We start from the raw sequence: 19,592 nt of genomic DNA on the forward strand, positions 1-19,592 counted from the left end.
ACGCTTCAGCCGGTCTTGAGTGCAAGCTCCATGGCCTCGACGCGGCCGACGAGGCCGGCATATTTCCCGATGGGCAGCGGCTTGCCGAGCAAATAGCCCTGCACACCATCACAGCCTTCCCTGGCAAGGAAGGCGAGCTGGTCGATCGTCTCGACGCCCTCGGCGATGATCGACATTTCGAGGCCGTGACCGAGATCGATCACGGCGCGGACGATCGCGGCCGATTGCGGATTGCGACCGAGATTGATGATGAAGGCACGATCGATCTTGATCTTGTCGAACGGGAACGCCTGGAGATAGCTCAGCGAGGAATAGCCGCTGCCGAAATCGTCCATCGAGATACGGACGCCCAGCGCCTTCAGGCGCCGCAGCAGCGCCAGGCCGCGATCGAAGTCCTCGATCAGCACGCCCTCGGTGATTTCGAGCTCGAGCCGGCCAGGCGCAAGCCCGGTCTCGATCAGGATCGAATGGACGAGCCCGACCACGTCGCCGTGCATGAATTGCGCCGGCGACAGATTGACCGCGACCTGCAGCGGCTTCGGCCACGACGCCGCCTCGCGGCAGACCTGCCGCAGGATCCACTCGCCCATCTCGACGATCAGGCCGCTTTCTTCCGCGATCGGGATGAATTCGGCCGGTGAGACCTGACCCCGCACCGGATGCTGCCAGCGCGCCAGGGCCTCGAAGCCGATGATCTCGCTCTCGGCGACGCTGTTGCGCGCGATGCCCTGCGGCTGGAAGGCCAGCGACAGCTCGCCGTTCTTGATCGCCTTCGACAGATCCTGGTGCAGCACGCGGCGGTCGCGGATCTGCTGGTCCATCTCGGGCTGGTAGAGACTGATCGTGCCGCGCGATTTCTGCTTGGCGCGGAACAGGGCAGCGCCGGCATTGGCAAGCAGCGAGGCACCGTCGGGGCCGTTGTGCGGGAAGATCGACATGCCGGTGGTGATGCCGGCGCGGACCGCGCGGCCGTCGATGTGGAATTCGGGCGCAAGCGCCTCGCCGAGCTGGTGCGCCAGCGCGAGACCGGCGTCGGGCTGCTTGCCGTCGATGATCAGGCCGAATTCGTCGCCGGAGAGGCGCGCCACCAGGCCGCCCCGCGCAGTGTCCTGCAGCCGCTGGGCCACCTCGATCAGCAGCTTGTCGCCAAGAGCATGGCCGAACACGTCGTTGACTTCCTTGAGGCCGTCGAGATCGACGCAAAGGACCGCGAATTCCTCGTCGGTCCCCTCGCAAGCCTCGATCATCTGGTTCAGCGCCTGAAGAAAGGCGGCGCGGTTCGGCAAGTCGGTGAGGCCGTCATGATAGGCCATGTGCGCCATCCGCGATTCGGTCTGCCGGCGGTTGGTGACGTCCTCGTGGGTCTTGATCAGATATTGCGGCTCGCCGGCGTCGTTGAGCACCGTGGCGCGCCGGGTCAGGAACAGGCGCAGGCCGTCCTTGGTGGAGATCGGATGCTCCTCGGTGATCATCCCGCGCTTCTTGATCGCCGCCTCGTCGCGCGCGATGATCAGCTTCGCTTCCTTGGCATTGAAAATGTCGGAGGCGGTCAGGCCGGTGGCTTCCTCGCGCCTGCGGTTGAGGATCGTCTCGGCGCTGCGGTTGGCGAGCAGGTAGCGGCCGTCCTTGACCTGCTCCACGATCAGCGCCACCGGGATGTTGTCGACCACCAGCTCGAGGAATTTCTTGGTGCTCTCCAGCTCCATCGACAGCGATTGCCGATCGGTGATGTCCTCGAACACCACCAGCAGGAATTCCGGCTTGTTGCTCTCGTTGCGGACCACGATGCGGATCGAGGCCACCATGCGCCGGGCCTGATCGCGCTGGACCTCGACCTCGAATTCGTTGCGATACTGTCCTTCCGGCGCCAGCAGCGCGGCCCGGTCGGTCGCCTCGATGCTATCAGCCGATTTTGGGCCGAACAGCTCGCGCGCATTCTTGCCGACGACCTGGTCGCGCGAAAAGCCCCAGAACCGCTCATAGGCGCTGTTGGCAAAGATGTAGCGGCCGTCCTCGATGTTCTTCGCAGCCACGCAGGCCGGCACGTTGTCCAGCACCGTTTCCAGGAACTGCTTGGTCGACGCGAGCTGCCGCGACAGCTTCCGCTGCTCGCTGACGTCGAGATGAGTCGCCACCGAGCCACCGTTCGGCAGAATGAAATATTTAACCAGGATGGCGCGGCCGTCCGGCAGTTCGGTGATCAGGCCGTTGGAGCTTGCCGCCTTCTCGTAGAAGTCGTCGTCGGAGACGGCGAGGACCCCGCGCTGGCGCCGCAACTCGAGGATGTCGTAGCCGCTCATGCCGGTCCACAGATCCGAGCGCGCCAGGCCGTAGATCTCGAGATAGCGGTCGTTGCAGAAGATGATGCGCCGCTGCGCATCCGTCATCACCACGCCCTGGTTGAGATTGTTCATGGCGGAGGAGACGAAGGCGTTGCGCCGCAACTGCGAACGCTTGCTCCGGCGCAGCGCGGAATGGATCCACAGCGCGACAGCTGCCAGGAACGCGCTGACGACAACGCCCCCGATCAGGACTTCCCACACCAGATTGGGGTCGAGATTGCCAAGATAGCTCGGCGGAGCGAAGCTGCCGGCATAGGCACGCGAAGGCGCGACCGCGCTGGCCAGGCACACGACGGCCTGCACAGCAATCGGAAGCATGCTGCCTTCGTGCCAGTTCTTCTCAGCCATCAGCCACCCGCGATTTCAACTGCGGATTGTCTGGCTTCACGGGTTTGGATCGGGTAAACGCCTGTACGCCCAATAGAAATATGTGACGCGAAATACGGCAATTGCCCTGACATGATAAATGCTTCCTTAACGGACAACGGCCGCGCGGCTCGTTTCCCAGGCAAACCGACCCCCTCGGCAATTTCAACGGGACTTCTGCGCAACCATGGATAGGGTCGACTGCGTCGTCATCGGAGCCGGCGTGGTCGGGCTCGCGGTGGCCCGGAAGCTGGCCCAGGCCGGGCGCGAAGTGATCGTGCTCGAGGAAGCCGAGGCCATCGGCACCATCACCTCCTCACGCAACAGCGAGGTGATCCATGCCGGGATCTACTACCGCGCCGGAAGCTGGATGGCGCGCATGTGCGTCAGCGGCAAGCATGCGCTGTATCGTTATTGCGGCGAGCGCGGCATCCCCCACAAGAACTGCGGCAAGCTGATCGTCGCGACCAATGCAAGGGAAACCGAGAAGCTGCAATCGATCAAGGCGCATGCCGAGGCCAACGGCGTGCTCGACATGCAGTTGCTCTCGGGCGAGGCCGCCCGCGCGCTGGAGCCGGCGCTGGCCTGCGACGCCGCGCTTCTGTCGCCGTCGACCGGCATCATCGACAGCCATGCCTACATGCTCTCATTGCGCGGCGAGGCCGAGGAAGCCGGCGCAGCCTTTGCGTTTCACACACCGCTGATCCGCGCCAAGGCGGACGCTGGTGTGATCGAGATCGAAGCCGGCGGCGAAGCGCCGATGACGCTGCAATGCGGCCTGCTCGTCAACGCCGCCGGGCTTTCGGCAACGACCGTGGCGCGCCACATCGACGGCATGCCGATTGACCGGATTCCGCCGTCCTATCTTGCCAAGGGAAACTATTTCAGCTGCAACGCGCGCGCACCGTTCTCACGCCTGATCTATCCCGTGCCTGAGCCCGGCGGGCTCGGCGTACATCTCACCTTGGACATGGCAGGACAGGCGCGCTTTGGCCCCGACGTCGAATGGATCGAGACGATCGACTATGAGGTCGATCCGTCGCGCGCCGAGCGCTTCTATCCAGCGATCCGCAAATACTGGCCGACGCTTCCCGACGGCGCGTTGATGCCGAGCTATTCGGGCATCCGCCCGAAGATCGTGCCGCCGGCCGTAGCAACGCAGGATTTCCTGATGCAGGGTCCGCGCGATCATGGCGTCGCGGGTTTGATCAATCTGTTCGGCATCGAATCACCGGGACTGACATCGTCGCTCGCGATCGCAGACCACGTCGCGGAGCTCGCAGAAATCTAGAGTGTTTTCGAGCGAAGTGGATACCGGTTCGCGTCGAGAGAACGCGTCCAGACAAAAGCTGACGCCCGCGCAACGATGATTGCGCGGCGCGCACCATTCAGGCAGGGACGAGCGCAAAGGCTCTCATCCCTGCCTGAAAGGATACGTTCAAACTCTACGCTGTTACGAGGGTTGCTAGTGAAGCGTGTCGCCGGTGTGCTTCAGACGCTCGATCTGGTCCTTGACCATCAACTTCCGGCGCTTCAACTCAACAATTTGCAGGTCGTCTGTTGAAAGGTGCACGAGAGCATCGTGCAATTCGTTTTCGAGAGTTTTGTGCTTCCGTTCCAATTCAACCAGATGTGCCTGAATTGTCATTCGAAACCTCCTCGGTAGGGGTGAACCTTGGATTCGATCCGGACGAAGAAGTGTACATCACCGATTCGTTCTGTCGATGGGTATCCATCGTCGCACCGTCATTTTTGAAAATTCATATGTAACGAAGCGTGAGTAAGGAACCACGCGGTGAAAAATCCATGATATCAACGTGCTTACGCTACACGCTCGCGAATCGTTGAAATATCTTGCGAGAGAGCGGTGCGCGAAGGTCGCAGATCGCTTGCGATCACGCCGCGCAAGGACGATAATTTCCACAGGGCATCCACAGCCTTAATCTCAGCCTATCGGTTTTCGGCCACCGCAAACATGACCAATGAAGACGAGCGTGAGCTCGAAGCCGAGCTTACCCGGTTGCAGCAGGAACACCGAGATCTCGATGCGGCGATCGATGCACTGCATCAATCGCCCGCCCCCGACCTGTTGCGGTTACAGCGGTTGAAGAAACGCAAGCTGTTGTTGCGCGACCGTATCGCCTTCATCGAAGACCAGATCACGCCCGACATCATCGCCTGATCCGCGAGCAGTCACGGATTGCCGCCGCATGAATCCGCTTGACTCAAAAAGAACAAAAGAGGAACATAAATCCCGCGCCAGGAAGCGCCCAAGGACAACCTCCAAGGACAACCCGCAAGGACACCGCAGATGTCAGTCCCCGCCCTTCTCGACAACAGCTACTACGAGCAAGCCTGCGATCAGGCGATCGCGATGTGTGACGGCAATCTGCGCAGCACCATCAAGGCGCTGATCATGGCCAACGAATATCTGGAAGCCGAGCTGGAAGAATTGCAGGCGGCGATTGCGGCCGGCTGCATTCCCGAGACCTCGCGCAGCTGGACGCGGGGCAAGAGCGGCGCCGCCTAGTTTTGATCGCCGGAGCAACGCCATGTCGGATGTGACCTATTACGTTGCAATGCCTTTTCTGATCGATGCCGACGGATCGCCTGTCGCGGGCGCCGCGGAGGAATGCCAGAGTTCGACGGCCGCGTTGCGGCGCGCCGAGGCCTTGGCGCGTGGGACCGGCCATATCGGCGCGGTCGCATTCAGCCGCAGCGGCGATCCCATGACCGGCGAATTCGGTGACGCCACGCTGCTGCGCAAATTCGGCAACGTGCCGGAAGATCTCGCAACGCTCTAAAGTCAGCTGCTCGCAAGCCTGATCTGGGGCTCGTGTCGCCGGTGGGCCTTGCGCACATACATGGCGGCGTCAGCCTCCTCCAGCGCGCGGACGGCATCGGACTGCGCACCAAGCAACGCGACACCAGCGGAGGCGCCCGCCGTCACGTGCTGGCCGCGAAAGACAAAGGACAATTCGTCGATCGCCTGCTCGAAGATCAGAGCCTTCGCCTTGGCATCGGTCTCGCTGAGATTCCACAACAGCAGGGCAAACTCGTCACCACCGAGACGGCCGACCACGTCGGAGGCGCGGATTTGCCGCGTCAGCGTCGCGGCGATCGCCTTCAGCACCTCGTCACCGGCGCCATGACCGAAGGAATCGTTGATCGGCTTCAACCGGTCGACGTCGAGCACGATCAGCGCACCGCTGGCGCGGTAACGCTTCATGTAGGCGATGGCGCGCTGGAGCTCGCGCTCGAAGCCGCGCCGGTTGGGTATGTCCAGCAGGAAATCTGTGTCGGCCGCCGCCTCGAGCTCGGCGACGCGCCGCAATGCCTGCGTGAGCTTGGTCCGCAGGCCGCGGATGATCGCCTTGCTCGTATCCTTGGTTTCCCCGGCGGCGCGGGCTGCGGGCGCGCGGCGCGGCGCCGCAGCCGCGGACCGCTTGGGTGCAGTTCTCGTTCGGCTCCCGCTGGTTTTTCGGCCTTTTTTGGCCTTCGCAGCGGTCGCCCTTTTTGATTTCTTCATGGGCATCCTGCTCAATGAAGGCTTGCGGGGATTCACCAAGACAGGATAGTGCATTCCCTTCTCCTTGCCACCGCCTTGCGAGCCGCCGGCCGGAACCGTTAATCTGGCCTATCTTTCTGTTTTCCGAGCACAATTGACGTCATGACCGCGCCGATCGCCATCATCATGGGAAGCCAGTCGGACTGGGAGACGATGCGGCACGCCGCCGACACGCTCACAGCGCTTGGCGTCACCTCCGACACCCGCATCGTTTCGGCCCACCGCACCCCCGACCGGCTCTTCAGCTTCGCCAAGGGCGCCAAGGCGGCCGGTTTCAAGGTCATCATCGCGGGCGCCGGCGGCGCCGCGCATCTGCCCGGCATGGCTGCGGCGCTGACGGAACTGCCGGTGTTCGGCGTGCCAATCGAGTCCAGGACGCTGAAGGGCATCGATTCGCTCTATTCGATCGTTCAGATGCCCGCCGGCATTCCGGTCGGCACGCTCGCGATCGGCAAGGCCGGCGCGATCAACGCGGCACTGCTCGCGGCGTCCGTGCTGGCGCTGTCCGATCCGGCCCTGTCCGACCGCCTCGCCGCCTGGCGCAAGGCGCAGACCGAGGCGGTCGCGGAGCGCCCGGAGGACAAGGCGTGACTGACGCAAAGCAGGTGAAGCTGAAGCCCGGCGACACCATCGGAATCCTCGGCGGCGGACAGCTCGGACGGATGCTGGCGATGGCCGCCGCGCGGCTCGGCCTGCGCTGCCAGGTGTTCTCGCCCGATCCGGATTCGCCGGCCTTCGACGTCGTGCTGAACGCGACCTGTGCCGAATATGCCGATGTCGAGGCGCTGGAGCTGTTCGCCCACGACGTCGACGTCATCACCTACGAATTCGAGAACGTGCCGTCCGCGGCCGCCATGGTGCTGGACGCGCGCCGCCCGGTGCTGCCCAACCGCAAGATCCTCGAAACCACCCAGGACCGGCTCGCCGAGAAGGATTTTATCACCCGGCTCGGCATCGGCACCGCCGCTTACGCCGACGTCACCTCGGTCGCGTCGCTGCGCGAGGCGGTCGCCAAGATCGGCTTCCCCGCCGTGCTGAAGACCCGCCGCTTCGGCTATGACGGCAAGGGCCAGGCCATCATCCGCGAGGGCGACGACATCGCGAAGGTCTGGACCAGCCTCGCCACCAAATCGGCGATTCTGGAAGCCTTCGTGCCGTTCGAGCGCGAGATCTCCGTGATCGCCGCGCGCTCGGCCGCCGGCCAGGTCGAATGCTTCGACGTCACCGAGAACGAGCATCGCGACCACATCCTGAAGATTTCCCGCGCGCCGGCGCCGATCCCGGACGCGCTGGCCGAAGAGGCGCGCAGCATCGCCGGCAAGATCGCAACCGCGCTCGACTATGTCGGCGTACTGGCGGTGGAGATGTTCGTGCTCGCCAATGGCACCGGGCCGAAGGTGCTGGTCAACGAGATCGCTCCGCGCGTGCACAATTCCGGACACTGGACGCTCGACGGCGCGTCAGTCTCCCAGTTCGAGCAGCACATCCGCGCCATTGCCGGCTGGCCGCTCGGCAAGCCCGTGCGTCACGGTGAGGTCGTCACCATGACCAATCTGATCGGCGACGAGATCAATGATTACGAGACCTGGCTGAGCGTGCCGGGCGCGACCGTGCACATCTACGGCAAGGGCACGCCGCGCCCCGGCCGCAAGATGGGCCACGTCACCGAAGTCAGGCCTTCAAAAAGCAAGTGAGGGGACCGCAGCAAAAGCTGCGGTCCCGTTTTGGTCTAGAGTTTTGGTTTTGACGCGTTTTCTTGACGCGAACCGGTAGCCACTTCGCTCGAAAACGCTTTAGCTAGGCCGTCTTCACGCCCGCGACGACGCCCGAGGGCTCCTCGCTGAGCCAGCGATAGATCACGCCGCCCAGCGCGCCGCCGATCAGCGGCGCGACCCAGAACATCCAGAGTTGCGCCAGCGCCCAGCCGCCGACGAACAGCGCGGGGCCGGTGCTGCGCGCCGGATTCACCGACGTGTTGGTGACGGGGATGCTGACGAGATGGATCATCACCAGCGTGAGCCCGATGGCGAGCGGCGCAAATCCCGCAGGCGCCCGGCCGTGGGTGGCGCCCATGATGACGAACAGGAACATCATGGTCATCACCACCTCGGTAACGAAGCAGGCGACCATGCTGTACTGGCCGGGCGAATGCGCGTCATAGCCGTTGGAGGCAAAGCCCTTGGTGACGTCGAATCCCGGCGCACCGCTGGCGATCACGTAGAGCAGCTCGGCGGCGACGATCGCTCCGCAGACCTGCGCGATCACGTAAGGCAGGATCTGGCCTGCCGGAAAGCGTCCACCGGCGGCAAGGCCGACCGTGACGGCCGGGTTAAGATGGCAGCCCGAAATATGGCCGATCGCATAGGCCATGGTGACGACGCTCAAGCCGAAAGCCAGGGACACGCCGACCAGTCCGATGCCGACCTGCGGAAAGCCGGCCGCGATGACCGCGCTGCCGCAGCCTGCGAATGTGAGCCAGAATGTGCCGATGGCCTCGGCAGCATATTTCTTCATGTCCATGTGGCGTCTCCCCTGATTTCAAAGATTCCGGAACTATATCCGTCGCGCCCCCGTCTTGGCGCCAAATCTCCCGAATCGGGGCCGCGAGAGAACATTTTCGCCGCATTTAGTGGCTGAACTTGGTCCGAAATCCCGCTTGGCAGGTGGACATGGCGGGTTTTGTCTGATACATCCGCGCCCTCAAGGTTAAGGGCTTGCGCTTTTTGCCATCCCCTTTGACTTACCAGAATTCAAATCCGATCCACTGAAGAGGATGCCGCGTGCAGGTTCTCGTTCGCGATAACAATGTCGACCAAGCCCTCAAGGCGCTGAAGAAGAAGATGCAGCGCGAGGGCATTTTCCGCGAGATGAAGCTCCGCGGTCACTACGAGAAGCCCTCTGAGAAGAAGGCCCGCGAAAAGGCCGAAGCTGTGCGCCGCGCGCGCAAGCTGGCCCGCAAGAAGCTGCAGCGCGAAGGCCTGCTGCCGATGAAGCCGAAGCCGGTGTTCGGCGCTGGCCCCGGTGGCGAGCGTGGCGGCCGCAGCGGCCCCGGTGCAGGTCCGCGCGGACCGCGCTGATCTTGCCGAAGTTGCAGGACTGAGTTTTCAGTGACGCGGGCCCCGGGCCCGCGTTATTGTTTTGTGAGCAGTGCCTTTCTGGGACGGGGCACTACAGATGCGGCACCAGCGCGAGCGAACCGTAGATGGCTTCCCCTTTCCCCGAGCCCGGCTTGGCGCGGTTGCGCCGGATCTGGCGCCAGCCGCTTGCGCTGACCTTGGTGGGGATCGCACTCTGCGGCTGCTCCTTCGATCTCGGCTCGCTGATGCCGGAGAAGGACAAGCCGCAGGAAGCGCCCAAGGCGGCGGCCGCCCCGGACAACGCAGTCAGCGCCGGCAATGTCACCGACGCCCAGGCCCACACGGCAAAAGCCCAGGCCCTGGCGAAGTCCGGCGAGACGCAGGCAGCGCTCGACGAGTTCAATCGCGCCGTCGCGCTCGATCCCTACAATGCGCAGGCGCTCTACGGCCGCGCCCTGCTCTACCAAGGCAATAACGAGCACGACTTCGCGATCGCCGATTTCGGTGCCGCAAGCGGGCTCAATCCGCAAAAGGCCGAGCCGCTGCTCGGCCGCGCCGTCAGCTATCTGGCCATCGGCAAGATCAAGGAGGCCGCAGCCGATCTCGACGAGGCGTCCGAGGCCGATCCGCACAACGCCCAGGTCTGGACGACACGGGGACAGGCCTATGAGCGGCTGGGCGACAAGACCAAGGCGGCGGCGTCCTACAACAAGGCAGTCAGCCTGCGCCCACGCGACGACGCCGCCCGCAGCGGGTTGGCCCGCGTCGGCGGCTGACGGAAAGCCTCGATTTGACGCGTTTTCTTGACGCGAACCGGCATCCACTTCGCTCGAAAACGCTCCGGGACAGCCCAGGCGCCGTCCTAATTAATCGGCTGTAGGGCTCTTCGGCAGAACCGCGTGGAACATCGACTTCATGCCCGACAGCATTTCGTCGGCGACATTGGTCTTGGGCCGCGGCGCGGCTACGCCAGCGTCGGCGCGCAGATCGAGCGGCGGCGCAATCACCGGCACCGGAATATCGGCCGGCGGCGTCAGCCGATTCGGGTTGTCGTTGCCGACCGAGGCCGTGTAGGGCGGATTTGCCTGCGACGAGCCACCATTTCCATAAGCGTCCGGTGACGGCGTCGACACATTGATCGGCGGCGGCAACGGGCGCACCGTCGATGGCACCGCAGTCACGATCCGGGGGGCCTCGGGTATGCGGGACGCTTCCTGCACCGCAGGCTCCTGCGTCCTCTCGGCCGCCTTGCTTTCAGACGACTTAACCTCAGAAGGCTTGGCCTCGGAAGACTTGGCCTCGGAAGGCTTGGTTTCGAAAGGCCTGGTTTCGCTAGATTTGGCCTCGGCGGCCTTGCCCTCAGGCGACTTGCGCAGGCGCTCGATGGCGGCCCGCGCCAGATCGTTGGCGTCGGGGGTCGCGGCCGGGGAAGCCGCAGCCGACGCTGAATTGGCCTCAACCACCGGCGCGGCGGTGGGCGCTGCCGGGGAGGACTTGGCAACCGCCTTCTCATGCGCCGAAGTACGGCCGCCGGGAGCCACATCAGCAGCCTTGGTCTCAGCAGGCTTTTCGGCCGCCGGCTTGTCCGACGCGCTCTTCTCGGAAACGCTCTTCTCGGAGACGCCCTTGGCCTTGACGCCGGGCGCCGGGAGGTTGGCCACATCGGCAGGTTTGCCGTTCTTGCCGGCATCGGCAGGCGCCACCACCGCGGCTGGCGTATCCGCCGCCGGCCTGGCGTTGATGTAGTGATTGACGATGTAGGCCCCGATGATCGTCGCGAGCACCGAGGGGAAAATGTCCATCGAAATCTTAGCGAGGTATTTCAGCATTTCTCGGCCACTCCCCGCGCGATCTGATGCGGGAACTTTGGGGCATTGTAAGGGATCAACTGCGACGGATCGATGGCAAAGGTTACGCGTGCCTTACCGCTTCAGCTCAATCTCAAGGAACACGATCTCGGTTGAAGTTTCGTTAAGTACGTCGTGTTGGACACCGGCCTTGCGGAAGTAGGATTTTCCGGCCGCAAGCTGCGCCTTGGAACGCTCCCCATTGGGCGCCACGATGGTCATTTCGCCGGCCAAGACGGGAACGATCACATAGTCCATTCCGTGGGTGTGATGCCCGGTCGCGCTGCCCGGGGCAAGCCGCCATTCGGTCACCCGGACCTCTTCATTGTCGACCTGAACCTCGGGCCTGGCGGCAAGCATCGGAACTCTCCTTAAGGAATCGGTTCAGGGTACGAAAACCATGAACACGTAGACGGCAAATACCACCATATGGACCAGCCCGAACAGGACATTGGTCCTGCCGGTCCCGAAGGTCATCATGCTCAACAAGAATGTCAGGAACAGCAGCGCCGTGTTCGCCGGATTCAAGCCCAGAACGAGCTGCTGGTCGAGCGCGTAGGTCGCGATCCCGACCGCCGGAAAGGTCAGGCCGATGGTTGCCAGCGAGGACCCGAGCGCCAGGTTAATGCTCTTCTGCAGGTCGTTCCGGCGGGCGGCCGTGATCGCGGAGACGCCCTCCGGCATCAGGATCAGGAGCGCGACCAGGAGGCCCGCAAACGCCGGCGGAGCGCCGATCCTGTCGGCGACGGCGTCCACCACCAGCGAGAATTTCTTGGCGAGGAGAACGACGGCCAGCAGCGAGATCAGGAGCAACGCGATACTGAGGGTCAGCATCTTGCCCGTCAGATGGGCCGCCCCGCCCTCGCCGTCCGCCCGCTCGTGAACGAAATAGTCCTTGTGCAGGACCATCTGGGTGTAGAGGAACACGCCATAGAGCACGATGGTCACGAGGTCGACGAAGCCGAGCTGAAGCGTCGAATAGATCGGCCCCGGCGTCGTCAGCGTGTAGTTGGGCATGATCAGCGTCAGCGTCGCGAGCGCAATCAGCACGCTGAGATAGACGTTGGCGCCGGAGAGCTGAAAACCCTGCTCGCGATAGCGAAGCCCGCCGATGAAGACGCAGAGGCCGACGAGGCCGTTGCAGACGATCATGACGACCGCAAAGACGGTATCGCGCGCCAGCGTCGGCGCGGGCTTGTCGCCGAGCATGATCGTGGTGATCAGCGCGACCTCGATGATGGTCACCGCAAGCGTGAGCAGCAGCGTGCCGTAGGGCTCGCCGATCCGCTCCGCGATCACCTCGGAATGATGCACGGCCGCGAACACGGTGCCGAACAGGATCACCAGCAAGACGACCGCGAACAAGCCGCCGCCGACCGACAGGGTGAAGCTGTAGCCGGTCACGGTGACGATCAGGAACAGCAGCACCGCCAGAGCGGGGAAGATCCAGGACGACCGCGGCATCGGTCCGTATGCGCTCATGCCAACAATTCCTCCAAGCGAGTGAGGGGCGATTATGCGCGAGAACATCGCGCCCGTCAGCCCTCAACCCCCATTGATGAATTCTCGCGCGATCTCGATGGCCCCGAAGCCGGCGAGATCGTCGTGGCCACCGCCGGGAATACGGACGAACCGCTTCGGCTCGTGGGCCAATGCAAACAGCCGCTCGCCGAGCACGAACGGCACGGTGCGGTCCTCCGTGCCGTGCATGATCAGCAGCGGCACTGTGACTCGCGCAATGCGCTGGTCGGAATGAAACTGGTCGCGCATCAGAAGGCGGACCGGAGCGAACCAGTAATGCGGGGCCACGACATCGGCGATCGATGTGTAGGGAGCTTCGAGGACGAGCTTCCCGATCGCCTGTTCTGATGCGATCGCGACCGCAACGCCTGTCCCGAGCGAGAAGCCCCATGCGATGATGCGTTGCGGCTCGTAGCGGGCCGTCGCGAATGAATAAGCCGCCGCAGCGTCACGCAGCAGGCCGTCCTCGCTCGGCGCGCCGCTCGAACCGGCATAACCGCGATAGGACAGCGCGACGAGACCGGTGCCGTCAGCCGTGATGGCCTTGAAGCGGCCGACCGCGCCGGCGAGAAAATCGCCATTGCCGTGGAAATAGAGGATCACAGGGCGGCCGGGCCGCGCCGGCACGTGCCAGACGATGACCTTCTCGCCGTCGGAGGCCGCCAGGACGTGCTCCTCCGCTTCCGGAAAGCCGGCGGCAGCGGGCGCCGTCCGCTCGATGGTCGGAATCGGGAACAGCATGTCGCGCTGCCTGAGATAGAGCAGCACGAGACCGGCGAGATAGCCGGCCGCAAGAATGATGGCGATCCACTTGATGACGGTCATGCCGGCTGGAATCTCACGTCAACCGCACATCACCGCATGAACCGCGCGCCAATTGACACGCCGTTCCCGCGCGATGCTACATCGCCTTGACGATGTTCTCGGTGACCTTCTTGGCGTCGCCGAGCAGCATCATGGTGTTGTCGCGGTAGAACAGCGGATTGTCGATACCGGCATAACCCGACGCCAGTGACCGCTTGATGAACATCACCGTGCCGGCCTTCCAGACCTGAAGCACAGGCATCCCGTAGATCGGCGAGGTCTTGTCCTCTTCGGCCGCCGGGTTGGTGACGTCGTTGGCGCCGATCACGAAGGCGATGTCGGCCTGCGCGAATTCGGAGTTGATGTCCTCGAGTTCGAACACCTCGTCATAGGGCACGTTGGCCTCGGCCAGCAGCACGTTCATGTGGCCGGGCATGCGGCCCGCGACCGGGTGAATGGCGTACTTCACCTCGACGCCTTCCTTCTTCAGGATGTCGCCCATTTCCCGCAGCGCGTGCTGGGCCTGTGCCACCGCCATGCCGTAGCCGGGCACGATGATGACCTTTGAGGCGTTCTTCATGATGAAGGCCGCGTCGTCCGCCGAGCCGAGCTTGGCCGGTTTCTGCTCGCCGCCTGCTCCGCCGCCGGCCGCTGCCGTCTCACCGCCGAAGCCGCCGAGGATGACGGAGATGAAGGAGCGGTTCATCGCATGGCACATGATGTAGGACAGGATCGCACCGGAGGAACCGACCAGCGCGCCGGTGATGATCAGCGCGGAGTTGCCCAGCGTGAAGCCGATGCCGGCCGCGGCCCAGCCGGAGTAGGAGTTCAGCATGGAGATGACGACCGGCATATCGGCGCCGCCGATCGGGATGATCATGAGCACGCCGAGCGCCAGCGCCAGGATGACGATCATCCAGAAGTCGAACGCGCTGCCCGACATCACCAGCCCGACGATGAAGACGACGAGCGCGATCGCGAGCGCGATGTTGATGACGTGGCGGAACGGCAGGATGATCGGGGCGCCGCTCATGCGGGCCGACAGCTTCAGGAACGCGATCACCGAGCCGGTGAAGGTCAGCGCGCCGATGGCGACGCCGAGCGACATTTCGACCAGGCTCTGCGAATGGATGTTGCCGGGAGTGCCGATGTCGAAGGCTTCGGGCGCGTAGAACGCACCGGCGGCGACCAGCACCGCGGCCATGCCGACCAGCGAGTGGAAGGCGGCGACCAGTTCCGGCATCGAGGTCATCGGCACGCGACGCGCGATCACCGCACCGATCGCGCCGCCGATGGCGATGCCGACGATGACGAGCACCCAGGCGAGACCGTCCGCGGGCGGATGGTTGGCCAGCGTGGTCGCGACCGCGATCGCCATGCCGATCATGCCGAACAGATTGCCCTGGCGCGACGATGCCGGGCTCGACAGCCCGCGCAGCGACAGGATGAACAGCACCCCCGCCACGAGATACAAGAATGCAGAGAGATTAGCGCTCATCTCAGGTCCCCATTGATCCCATCAGCCCGAGGTGGCCGCTTACTTCGACTTCTTCTTGTACATCGCCAGCATGCGCTGGGTGACAAGGAAGCCGCCGAAGATGTTGATGCAGGCAAAGATCAGCGCGACGAAGCCGAAGGCGCGCGCCCAGCCCGAACCGCTCGAGACGTTGGCGACGCCGCCGGCCAGCAACGCGCCGACCACGATCACGGAGGAGATCGCGTTGGTCACGCTCATCAGCGGCGTGTGCAGTGCAGGCGTCACCGACCACACCACGAAATAGCCGACGAACACGGCGAGGACGAAGATCGACAGCCGGAAGATGAAAGGATCGACAACCTGTGCGGCATGCTCCATGGCGGCTCTCCTTATACCTTCGGCTGGAAGTTCGGGTGGATCACGGCGCCGTCCTTGGTTAGCGCTGTGGCCTTGACGAGCTCGTCGTCCCAGTTGACGGCGAGCTTCTTCTCTTTCTTGTCGACCATGGTCTCGATGAAGGAGAACAGGTTGCGTGCGTAGAGGCTGGAGGCCGAGGCTGCGACGCGGCCGGCGACATTGGTGTAGCCGACGATCTTGATGCCATCGAGGTCGACGACCTCGCCCGGCCTGGCGCCCTCGACATTGCCGCCACGCTCGACGGCGAGATCGACCAGCACCGAACCCGGCTTCATCGACTTGACCATCTCGCCCGAGACGAGCATCGGCGCGGGCCGGCCCGGGATCAGAGCGGTGGTGATGACGATGTCCTGCTTCTTGATGTGCTCGGCGGTGAGCGCGGCCTGCTTGGCCTGATACTCCTTGGACATCTCCTTGGCGTAGCCGCCGGCGGTCTGCGCGTTCTTGAACTCCTCGTCCTCCACGGCGAGGAATTTTGCGCCGAGCGATTCGACCTGCTCCTTGGTCGCGGGCCGCACGTCGGTGGCCGTGACGATGGCGCCGAGACGGCGCGCGGTCGCGATCGCCTGGAGACCGGCGACGCCGACGCCCATCACGAACACCTTGGCGGCAGGCACGGTGCCGGCCGCGGTCATCATCATCGGGAAGGCGCGGCCGAAGGCCTCGGCACCCTCGATCACGGCACGGTAGCCGGCAAGATTGGCCTGCGACGACAGCACGTCCATCACCTGCGCGCGGGTGATACGGGGCATCAATTCCATCGCGAAGGCGGAGACGCCGGCATCGGCGATCGTCTTCAGCGCGGCCTCGTTGCCGTAGGGATCCATGATGGCGATGACGAGCGCGCCGCGCTTGTATTGCGAAAGCTCGGACGCCTCGGGGCGCTTCACCTTGATGATGATATCGGCGTCCTTGAGCGCATCGGCGCTGACCGTGGCGCCCACAGCGGTGAACTCGGAATCCGGCAGGCCCGATTTGAGGCCGGCGCCCGGCTCGACGGCGATCTCGGCGCCCAGTGCCTTGAACTTCTTCACCGTGTCAGGCGAAGCGGCAACGCGCGGCTCGGATGGATCGATTTCCTTGGCAACGGCGATCTTCATAGGCCCTCCGGCGACGCGGGAAAAAGCGCGCGCACAAACTTAGCGTTACTCCCGCAACGTTGCTTACCGGCTTTGGAACCGGCTTGTTTGCAAATTTAGTGGGCAGCTGCCGCCGCAGACGTGGGCAGCCGCCGAAGACGTTTAGGTGAGGAAGATCGCCATCAGAATGACGATAAGCGCGACCGAGGCCGTGCCGTACTTCACGAGCTTGATGAAACCCTCATAGGTCTGCTCGTGGGCAACGTAGTCATTGCCGTCGGCGGTGGTGTACGCCACTTCGCTATGGTCAGCCATGGAATGTCCCCAGTCGAAAGTCGAATTCTTAGGCTGGGATACCTTAAAGCTTCGGGCAGGGCAACGGCGCGGACGGACAGTTTTCCGCCAAATCAGGTCATTTGGAATTCAGATTGTCACGGATCCAGCGGACGAGGCTCTGCTCGCTGACTTCACCGGCGGCGAGGGAGAGGATGATGGTCGTCGCTTCCGCCGGATCGGGACTGAAAGCCACAGCATTCCGGTGCAGAAAGACCATCATCGCCATGAAGGCAATGCGTTTGTTTCCGTCGACGAATGCATGGTTTTTCGCGAGGCCGAACGCGTAGGCTGCGGCGAGTTCGTCGAGCGGCGCCTGCTCATAGCGCCATTTGTTGATCGGCCGCTCCAGTGCGGAGCGCAGCATGCCTTCATCGCGCAGCCCCGCCGCGCCGCCGAAGCGGCGAAGTTGTCGACCGTGAATTGCGACCGCCTGCTCGTAAGTGATCCAGAGGGGCTCCACGGGCTCGCTCATCCGAGCAGCCAGCTACTTTGCGAGAGCAGCGAGCGTGTCGCGATACTTGTCCATGAGATCGTCGGCGATTTCCATCGTCCGCTCGAAATCGGGATCGTACGGCAGCAGTTGAAAACCGCCTCCCGGCAATTCCACGATATGCAATTGCTGCCCGCGCTTGAGGTCAAGGCGCTGCATGAGTTCGCGCGGCAGCAGCAGCCCGTCAGAATTCCCGATCTTCTTGATCTCAATCTTCATGGCCGATCCATCACCAAATTCCGATGTTATACATATGTATAACATCGCCTCGGCAACGGTTCAACACATGTTTTACGAAGGGAGGGAACTGGCGTCCTCCGCGCCTCAGCCCATCGCCTCCAGCTCGTCGATCATCCCGGCGATGACCGAGAGCCCGCCGTCCCAGAACTTCGGGTCCTTGGCGTCGAGCCCGAACGGCCGCAGCAGCTCGGAATAATGCTTGGTGCCGCCCGCGGCGAGCATGTCGAGATAGCGCTCGGCAAAACCTTCGGCCGCGTTCTCGTAGACGGCATAGAGCGAGTTCACGAGGCAATCGCCGAAGGCATAGGCGTAGACATAGAACGGCGAGTGGATGAAGTGCGGGATGTACATCCAGTAGTTCTCGTAGCCCGCCTTGATCTCGATCGCCGGCCCCAGGCTCTCGCCCTGCACCGACAGCCAGAGTTCGCCGAGCCGCGTCGCGGTGAGCTCGCCGTTCTTGCGCTCGGTGTGGACCGCGCGCTCGAACGAATAGAACGCGATTTGCCGCACCACGGTATTGATCATGTCTTCGACCTTGCCGGCGAGCAGCGCCTGGCGCTGCTTTGCGCTCTTGGTCTGCGCCAGCAATCGCCTGAACGTGAGCATCTCGCCGAACACGCTGGCGGTCTCGGCCAGCGTCAGCGGCGTCGGCGCCATCAGCGCGCCGTTCTTCGCCGCCAGCACCTGGTGCACGCCGTGGCCGAGCTCATGGGCGAGCGTCATCACGTCGCGCGGCTTACCCTGGTAGTTCATCAGAACGTAAGGGTGCGCCGACGGCGTGGTCGGATGCGAGAAGGCGCCCGGCGCCTTGCCCGGGCGCACCGGCGCGTCGATCCAGCGGTCGGTGAAGAAGCGCTCGGCGATGTCAGCCATTTTTGGCGAAAAGCCGCGATAGGCCGACAGCACCATGTTGCGCGCATCGGGCCAGCCGATGGTATCGGTCGCGGCGAACGGCAGCGGCGCGTTGCGGTCCCAATAAGCCAGCCGCTTCTTGCCGAACCACTTCGCCTTGAGTGCGTAGTAGCGATGCGACAATTTTGGATAGGCCGCGCGGACCGAGGCGACCAGCGCATCCACCACCTCGCGCTCGACGCGATTGTTCAAATGGCGGGAGTCCGCGACATCCTTGAAACCGCGCCAGCGGTCGGAGATGTCCTTGTCCTTGGCGAGCGTGTTGGTGATCAGCGCGAAGGTACGCTCACTGGCCTTGAAGGTTTTCGCCAAAGCTTCCGCCGCAGCCTTGCGCTTGGCGCCGTCGCGATCCTGCAGGAAATTCAGCGTCGGCTCGATCGCGAGCTCCTTAGGCCCGACCTTGAAGCGCAGGCTGGAGATGGTCTGGTCGAACAATCGGTTGAAGGCCGAATAGCCGGTTTGCGCCTTCTCGAGGAAGAGCTGCTCGAGCTTGTCGTCGAGCTGATACGGCTTCTCCTTACGCAGATCCTCGATCCACGGACGATAATGCGCAAGCTCGGCGGCTTGCATCGCGCGGTTCAAAATATCGTCATCGACGCGGTTGAGCTCGAGCGCGAAGAACAGAAGATGCGTCGACGCCGCCGTCAGCCGCTCGGAAACGTCGCCGTAAAACTTTGATATCTTGGGATCAACGCTGTCGCCGGCGTGGACGAGGCCGGCATAAGAGCCGAGACGGCCGGCGAGATCGTCGATCGCCTCATAACGTCGCACGGCTTCCGCGAGCCATTTTCCGCCATCTTCGTTTGCTGTGCCTGTTGCGAGCTTGCCCTTGTAGTCCGTCTCGAACGCGACGCAATCGGCATCCATCGTTTCGAGATCGCGCGCCACTTCCGGCGCATCGATCCCGGAATAGAGATCGGCAAGGTTCCACTCCGGAAGCTTGCCAGTCTTGCTCGCGGGTTTGGAGGGCTTTGCCTTGACGGCAGATTTCTTAGCGGCGGATTGCTTGGCAGCTGGCTTGCGGAGAGCAGGCTTCTTAAGCGCAGTCTTTTCAGGAGCAGTCTTTTTGAGAGCAGTCTTGGAGCGCGAAGTCATTGTGTGGGAAACCTGTGTTCA

23 protein-coding genes are annotated in these 19,592 nt (G+C 63.6%); 8 read left to right on the top strand and 15 right to left on the bottom strand.

The window, feature by feature from the left end; genetic code table 11:
* Nucleotides 1-5: 5 nt before the first annotated feature.
* Nucleotides 6-2,690, bottom strand: a complete 2,685-nt coding sequence (locus ACLFLU_RS34360) for a sensor domain-containing protein (RefSeq protein WP_426409129.1) — start codon at nt 2,688-2,690, stop codon at nt 6-8.
* Between the two features lie 205 nt (nt 2,691-2,895).
* Between ACLFLU_RS34360 and ACLFLU_RS34365 the strand changes: the two genes are divergently transcribed.
* Entirely contained in the window at nt 2,896-3,999 is a 1,104-nt protein-coding gene (locus ACLFLU_RS34365; protein ID WP_426409130.1) for an NAD(P)/FAD-dependent oxidoreductase, read from the top strand.
* A gap of 174 nt (nt 4,000-4,173) precedes the next feature.
* Here ACLFLU_RS34365 and ACLFLU_RS34370 read toward each other — a convergent pair whose 3' ends face one another.
* Nucleotides 4,174-4,356 (bottom strand): YdcH family protein, encoded by a 183-nt coding sequence (locus tag ACLFLU_RS34370; RefSeq protein WP_027532476.1) that lies wholly within the window; start codon nt 4,354-4,356, stop codon nt 4,174-4,176.
* A 327-nt stretch (nt 4,357-4,683) separates the two neighbouring features.
* Between ACLFLU_RS34370 and ACLFLU_RS34375 the strand changes: the two genes are divergently transcribed.
* From ACLFLU_RS34375 to ACLFLU_RS34385, 3 genes are all read left to right on the top strand, one after another.
* A complete protein-coding gene (locus ACLFLU_RS34375) occupies nt 4,684-4,890 on the top strand; it encodes a YdcH family protein (protein WP_008546179.1) in 207 nt (68 codons plus the stop codon).
* Nucleotides 4,891-5,019: 129 nt separating this feature from the next.
* The gene (locus tag ACLFLU_RS34380; RefSeq protein ID WP_283049717.1) at nt 5,020-5,238 is read left to right on the top strand and encodes a hypothetical protein; all 219 of its coding nucleotides are present in this window, start codon (nt 5,020-5,022) and stop codon (nt 5,236-5,238) included.
* 22 nt (nt 5,239-5,260) lie between these two features.
* Entirely contained in the window at nt 5,261-5,512 is a 252-nt protein-coding gene (locus ACLFLU_RS34385) for a hypothetical protein (protein WP_008131177.1), read from the top strand.
* A gap of 2 nt (nt 5,513-5,514) precedes the next feature.
* On the opposite strand, the gene ACLFLU_RS34390 is transcribed toward ACLFLU_RS34385, so the two are convergent.
* The gene (locus ACLFLU_RS34390; protein ID WP_426409131.1) at nt 5,515-6,237 is read right to left on the bottom strand and encodes a GGDEF domain-containing protein; all 723 of its coding nucleotides are present in this window, start codon (nt 6,235-6,237) and stop codon (nt 5,515-5,517) included.
* Nucleotides 6,238-6,378: 141 nt separating this feature from the next.
* On the opposite strand from ACLFLU_RS34390, the gene purE reads away from it, so the two are divergent.
* Nucleotides 6,379-6,867: a 5-(carboxyamino)imidazole ribonucleotide mutase gene (gene purE / locus ACLFLU_RS34395; protein WP_426409132.1), complete on the top strand. Its 489-nt coding sequence runs from the start codon at nt 6,379-6,381 to the stop codon at nt 6,865-6,867.
* Nucleotides 6,864-7,970: a 5-(carboxyamino)imidazole ribonucleotide synthase gene (locus ACLFLU_RS34400; protein WP_426409133.1), complete on the top strand. Its 1,107-nt coding sequence runs from the start codon at nt 6,864-6,866 to the stop codon at nt 7,968-7,970. The genes purE and ACLFLU_RS34400 overlap by 4 nt, the downstream gene beginning before the upstream one ends.
* Nucleotides 7,971-8,073: 103 nt before the next feature.
* On the opposite strand, the gene aqpZ is transcribed toward ACLFLU_RS34400, so the two are convergent.
* Complete coding sequence (gene aqpZ, locus ACLFLU_RS34405) at nt 8,074-8,796, bottom strand: aquaporin Z (protein ID WP_426409134.1); 723 nt, start codon at nt 8,794-8,796, stop codon at nt 8,074-8,076.
* Between the two features lie 260 nt (nt 8,797-9,056).
* On the opposite strand from aqpZ, the gene rpsU reads away from it, so the two are divergent.
* Both rpsU and ACLFLU_RS34415 read left to right on the top strand, forming a co-directional pair.
* Entirely contained in the window at nt 9,057-9,353 is a 297-nt protein-coding gene (gene rpsU / locus ACLFLU_RS34410; protein WP_092291984.1) for a 30S ribosomal protein S21, read from the top strand.
* A gap of 125 nt (nt 9,354-9,478) precedes the next feature.
* Nucleotides 9,479-10,129, top strand: a complete 651-nt coding sequence (locus tag ACLFLU_RS34415; RefSeq protein ID WP_426409135.1) for a tetratricopeptide repeat protein — start codon at nt 9,479-9,481, stop codon at nt 10,127-10,129.
* 90 nt (nt 10,130-10,219) lie between these two features.
* Here the strand turns inward: ACLFLU_RS34415 and ACLFLU_RS34420 are convergent, their stop codons facing one another.
* The 11 genes from ACLFLU_RS34420 to ACLFLU_RS34470 all read right to left on the bottom strand — a co-directional run bounded on the left by ACLFLU_RS34420 (nt 10,220) and on the right by ACLFLU_RS34470 (nt 19,571).
* A complete protein-coding gene (locus ACLFLU_RS34420) occupies nt 10,220-11,182 on the bottom strand; it encodes a hypothetical protein (RefSeq protein ID WP_426409136.1) in 963 nt (320 codons plus the stop codon).
* Nucleotides 11,183-11,275: 93 nt separating this feature from the next.
* Nucleotides 11,276-11,560 (bottom strand): cupin domain-containing protein, encoded by a 285-nt coding sequence (locus ACLFLU_RS34425; protein WP_426409137.1) that lies wholly within the window; start codon nt 11,558-11,560, stop codon nt 11,276-11,278.
* A gap of 24 nt (nt 11,561-11,584) precedes the next feature.
* The gene (locus ACLFLU_RS34430) at nt 11,585-12,682 is read right to left on the bottom strand and encodes a calcium:proton antiporter (protein ID WP_426409138.1); all 1,098 of its coding nucleotides are present in this window, start codon (nt 12,680-12,682) and stop codon (nt 11,585-11,587) included.
* A gap of 63 nt (nt 12,683-12,745) precedes the next feature.
* On the bottom strand, nt 12,746-13,546 hold the full coding sequence (locus tag ACLFLU_RS34435; protein ID WP_426409139.1) for an alpha/beta hydrolase: 801 nt from the start codon (nt 13,544-13,546) through the stop codon (nt 12,746-12,748).
* 76 nt (nt 13,547-13,622) lie between these two features.
* Entirely contained in the window at nt 13,623-15,023 is a 1,401-nt protein-coding gene (locus ACLFLU_RS34440; protein WP_426409140.1) for an NAD(P)(+) transhydrogenase (Re/Si-specific) subunit beta, read from the bottom strand.
* A gap of 39 nt (nt 15,024-15,062) precedes the next feature.
* A complete protein-coding gene (locus ACLFLU_RS34445) occupies nt 15,063-15,380 on the bottom strand; it encodes a proton-translocating transhydrogenase family protein (protein ID WP_014492434.1) in 318 nt (105 codons plus the stop codon).
* 11 nt (nt 15,381-15,391) lie between these two features.
* Nucleotides 15,392-16,519: a Re/Si-specific NAD(P)(+) transhydrogenase subunit alpha gene (locus ACLFLU_RS34450; RefSeq protein WP_426409141.1), complete on the bottom strand. Its 1,128-nt coding sequence runs from the start codon at nt 16,517-16,519 to the stop codon at nt 15,392-15,394.
* 141 nt (nt 16,520-16,660) lie between these two features.
* Nucleotides 16,661-16,813: an aa3-type cytochrome c oxidase subunit IV gene (locus ACLFLU_RS34455; RefSeq protein ID WP_008136857.1), complete on the bottom strand. Its 153-nt coding sequence runs from the start codon at nt 16,811-16,813 to the stop codon at nt 16,661-16,663.
* 97 nt (nt 16,814-16,910) lie between these two features.
* Nucleotides 16,911-17,306 carry a type II toxin-antitoxin system death-on-curing family toxin gene (locus tag ACLFLU_RS34460; protein WP_426409142.1) on the bottom strand — a complete coding sequence of 132 codons (396 nt, stop codon included), beginning with the start codon at nt 17,304-17,306 and terminating at the stop codon, nt 16,911-16,913.
* 12 nt (nt 17,307-17,318) lie between these two features.
* Nucleotides 17,319-17,543 (bottom strand): AbrB family transcriptional regulator, encoded by a 225-nt coding sequence (locus ACLFLU_RS34465; protein ID WP_314960266.1) that lies wholly within the window; start codon nt 17,541-17,543, stop codon nt 17,319-17,321.
* A 105-nt stretch (nt 17,544-17,648) separates the two neighbouring features.
* Entirely contained in the window at nt 17,649-19,571 is a 1,923-nt protein-coding gene (locus ACLFLU_RS34470) for a M3 family oligoendopeptidase (RefSeq protein WP_426409143.1), read from the bottom strand.
* Nucleotides 19,572-19,592 lie beyond the last annotated feature (21 nt).

This window comes from Bradyrhizobium ganzhouense (assembly GCF_049949285.1).
Lineage (GTDB): Bacteria > Pseudomonadota > Alphaproteobacteria > Rhizobiales > Xanthobacteraceae > Bradyrhizobium > Bradyrhizobium ganzhouense.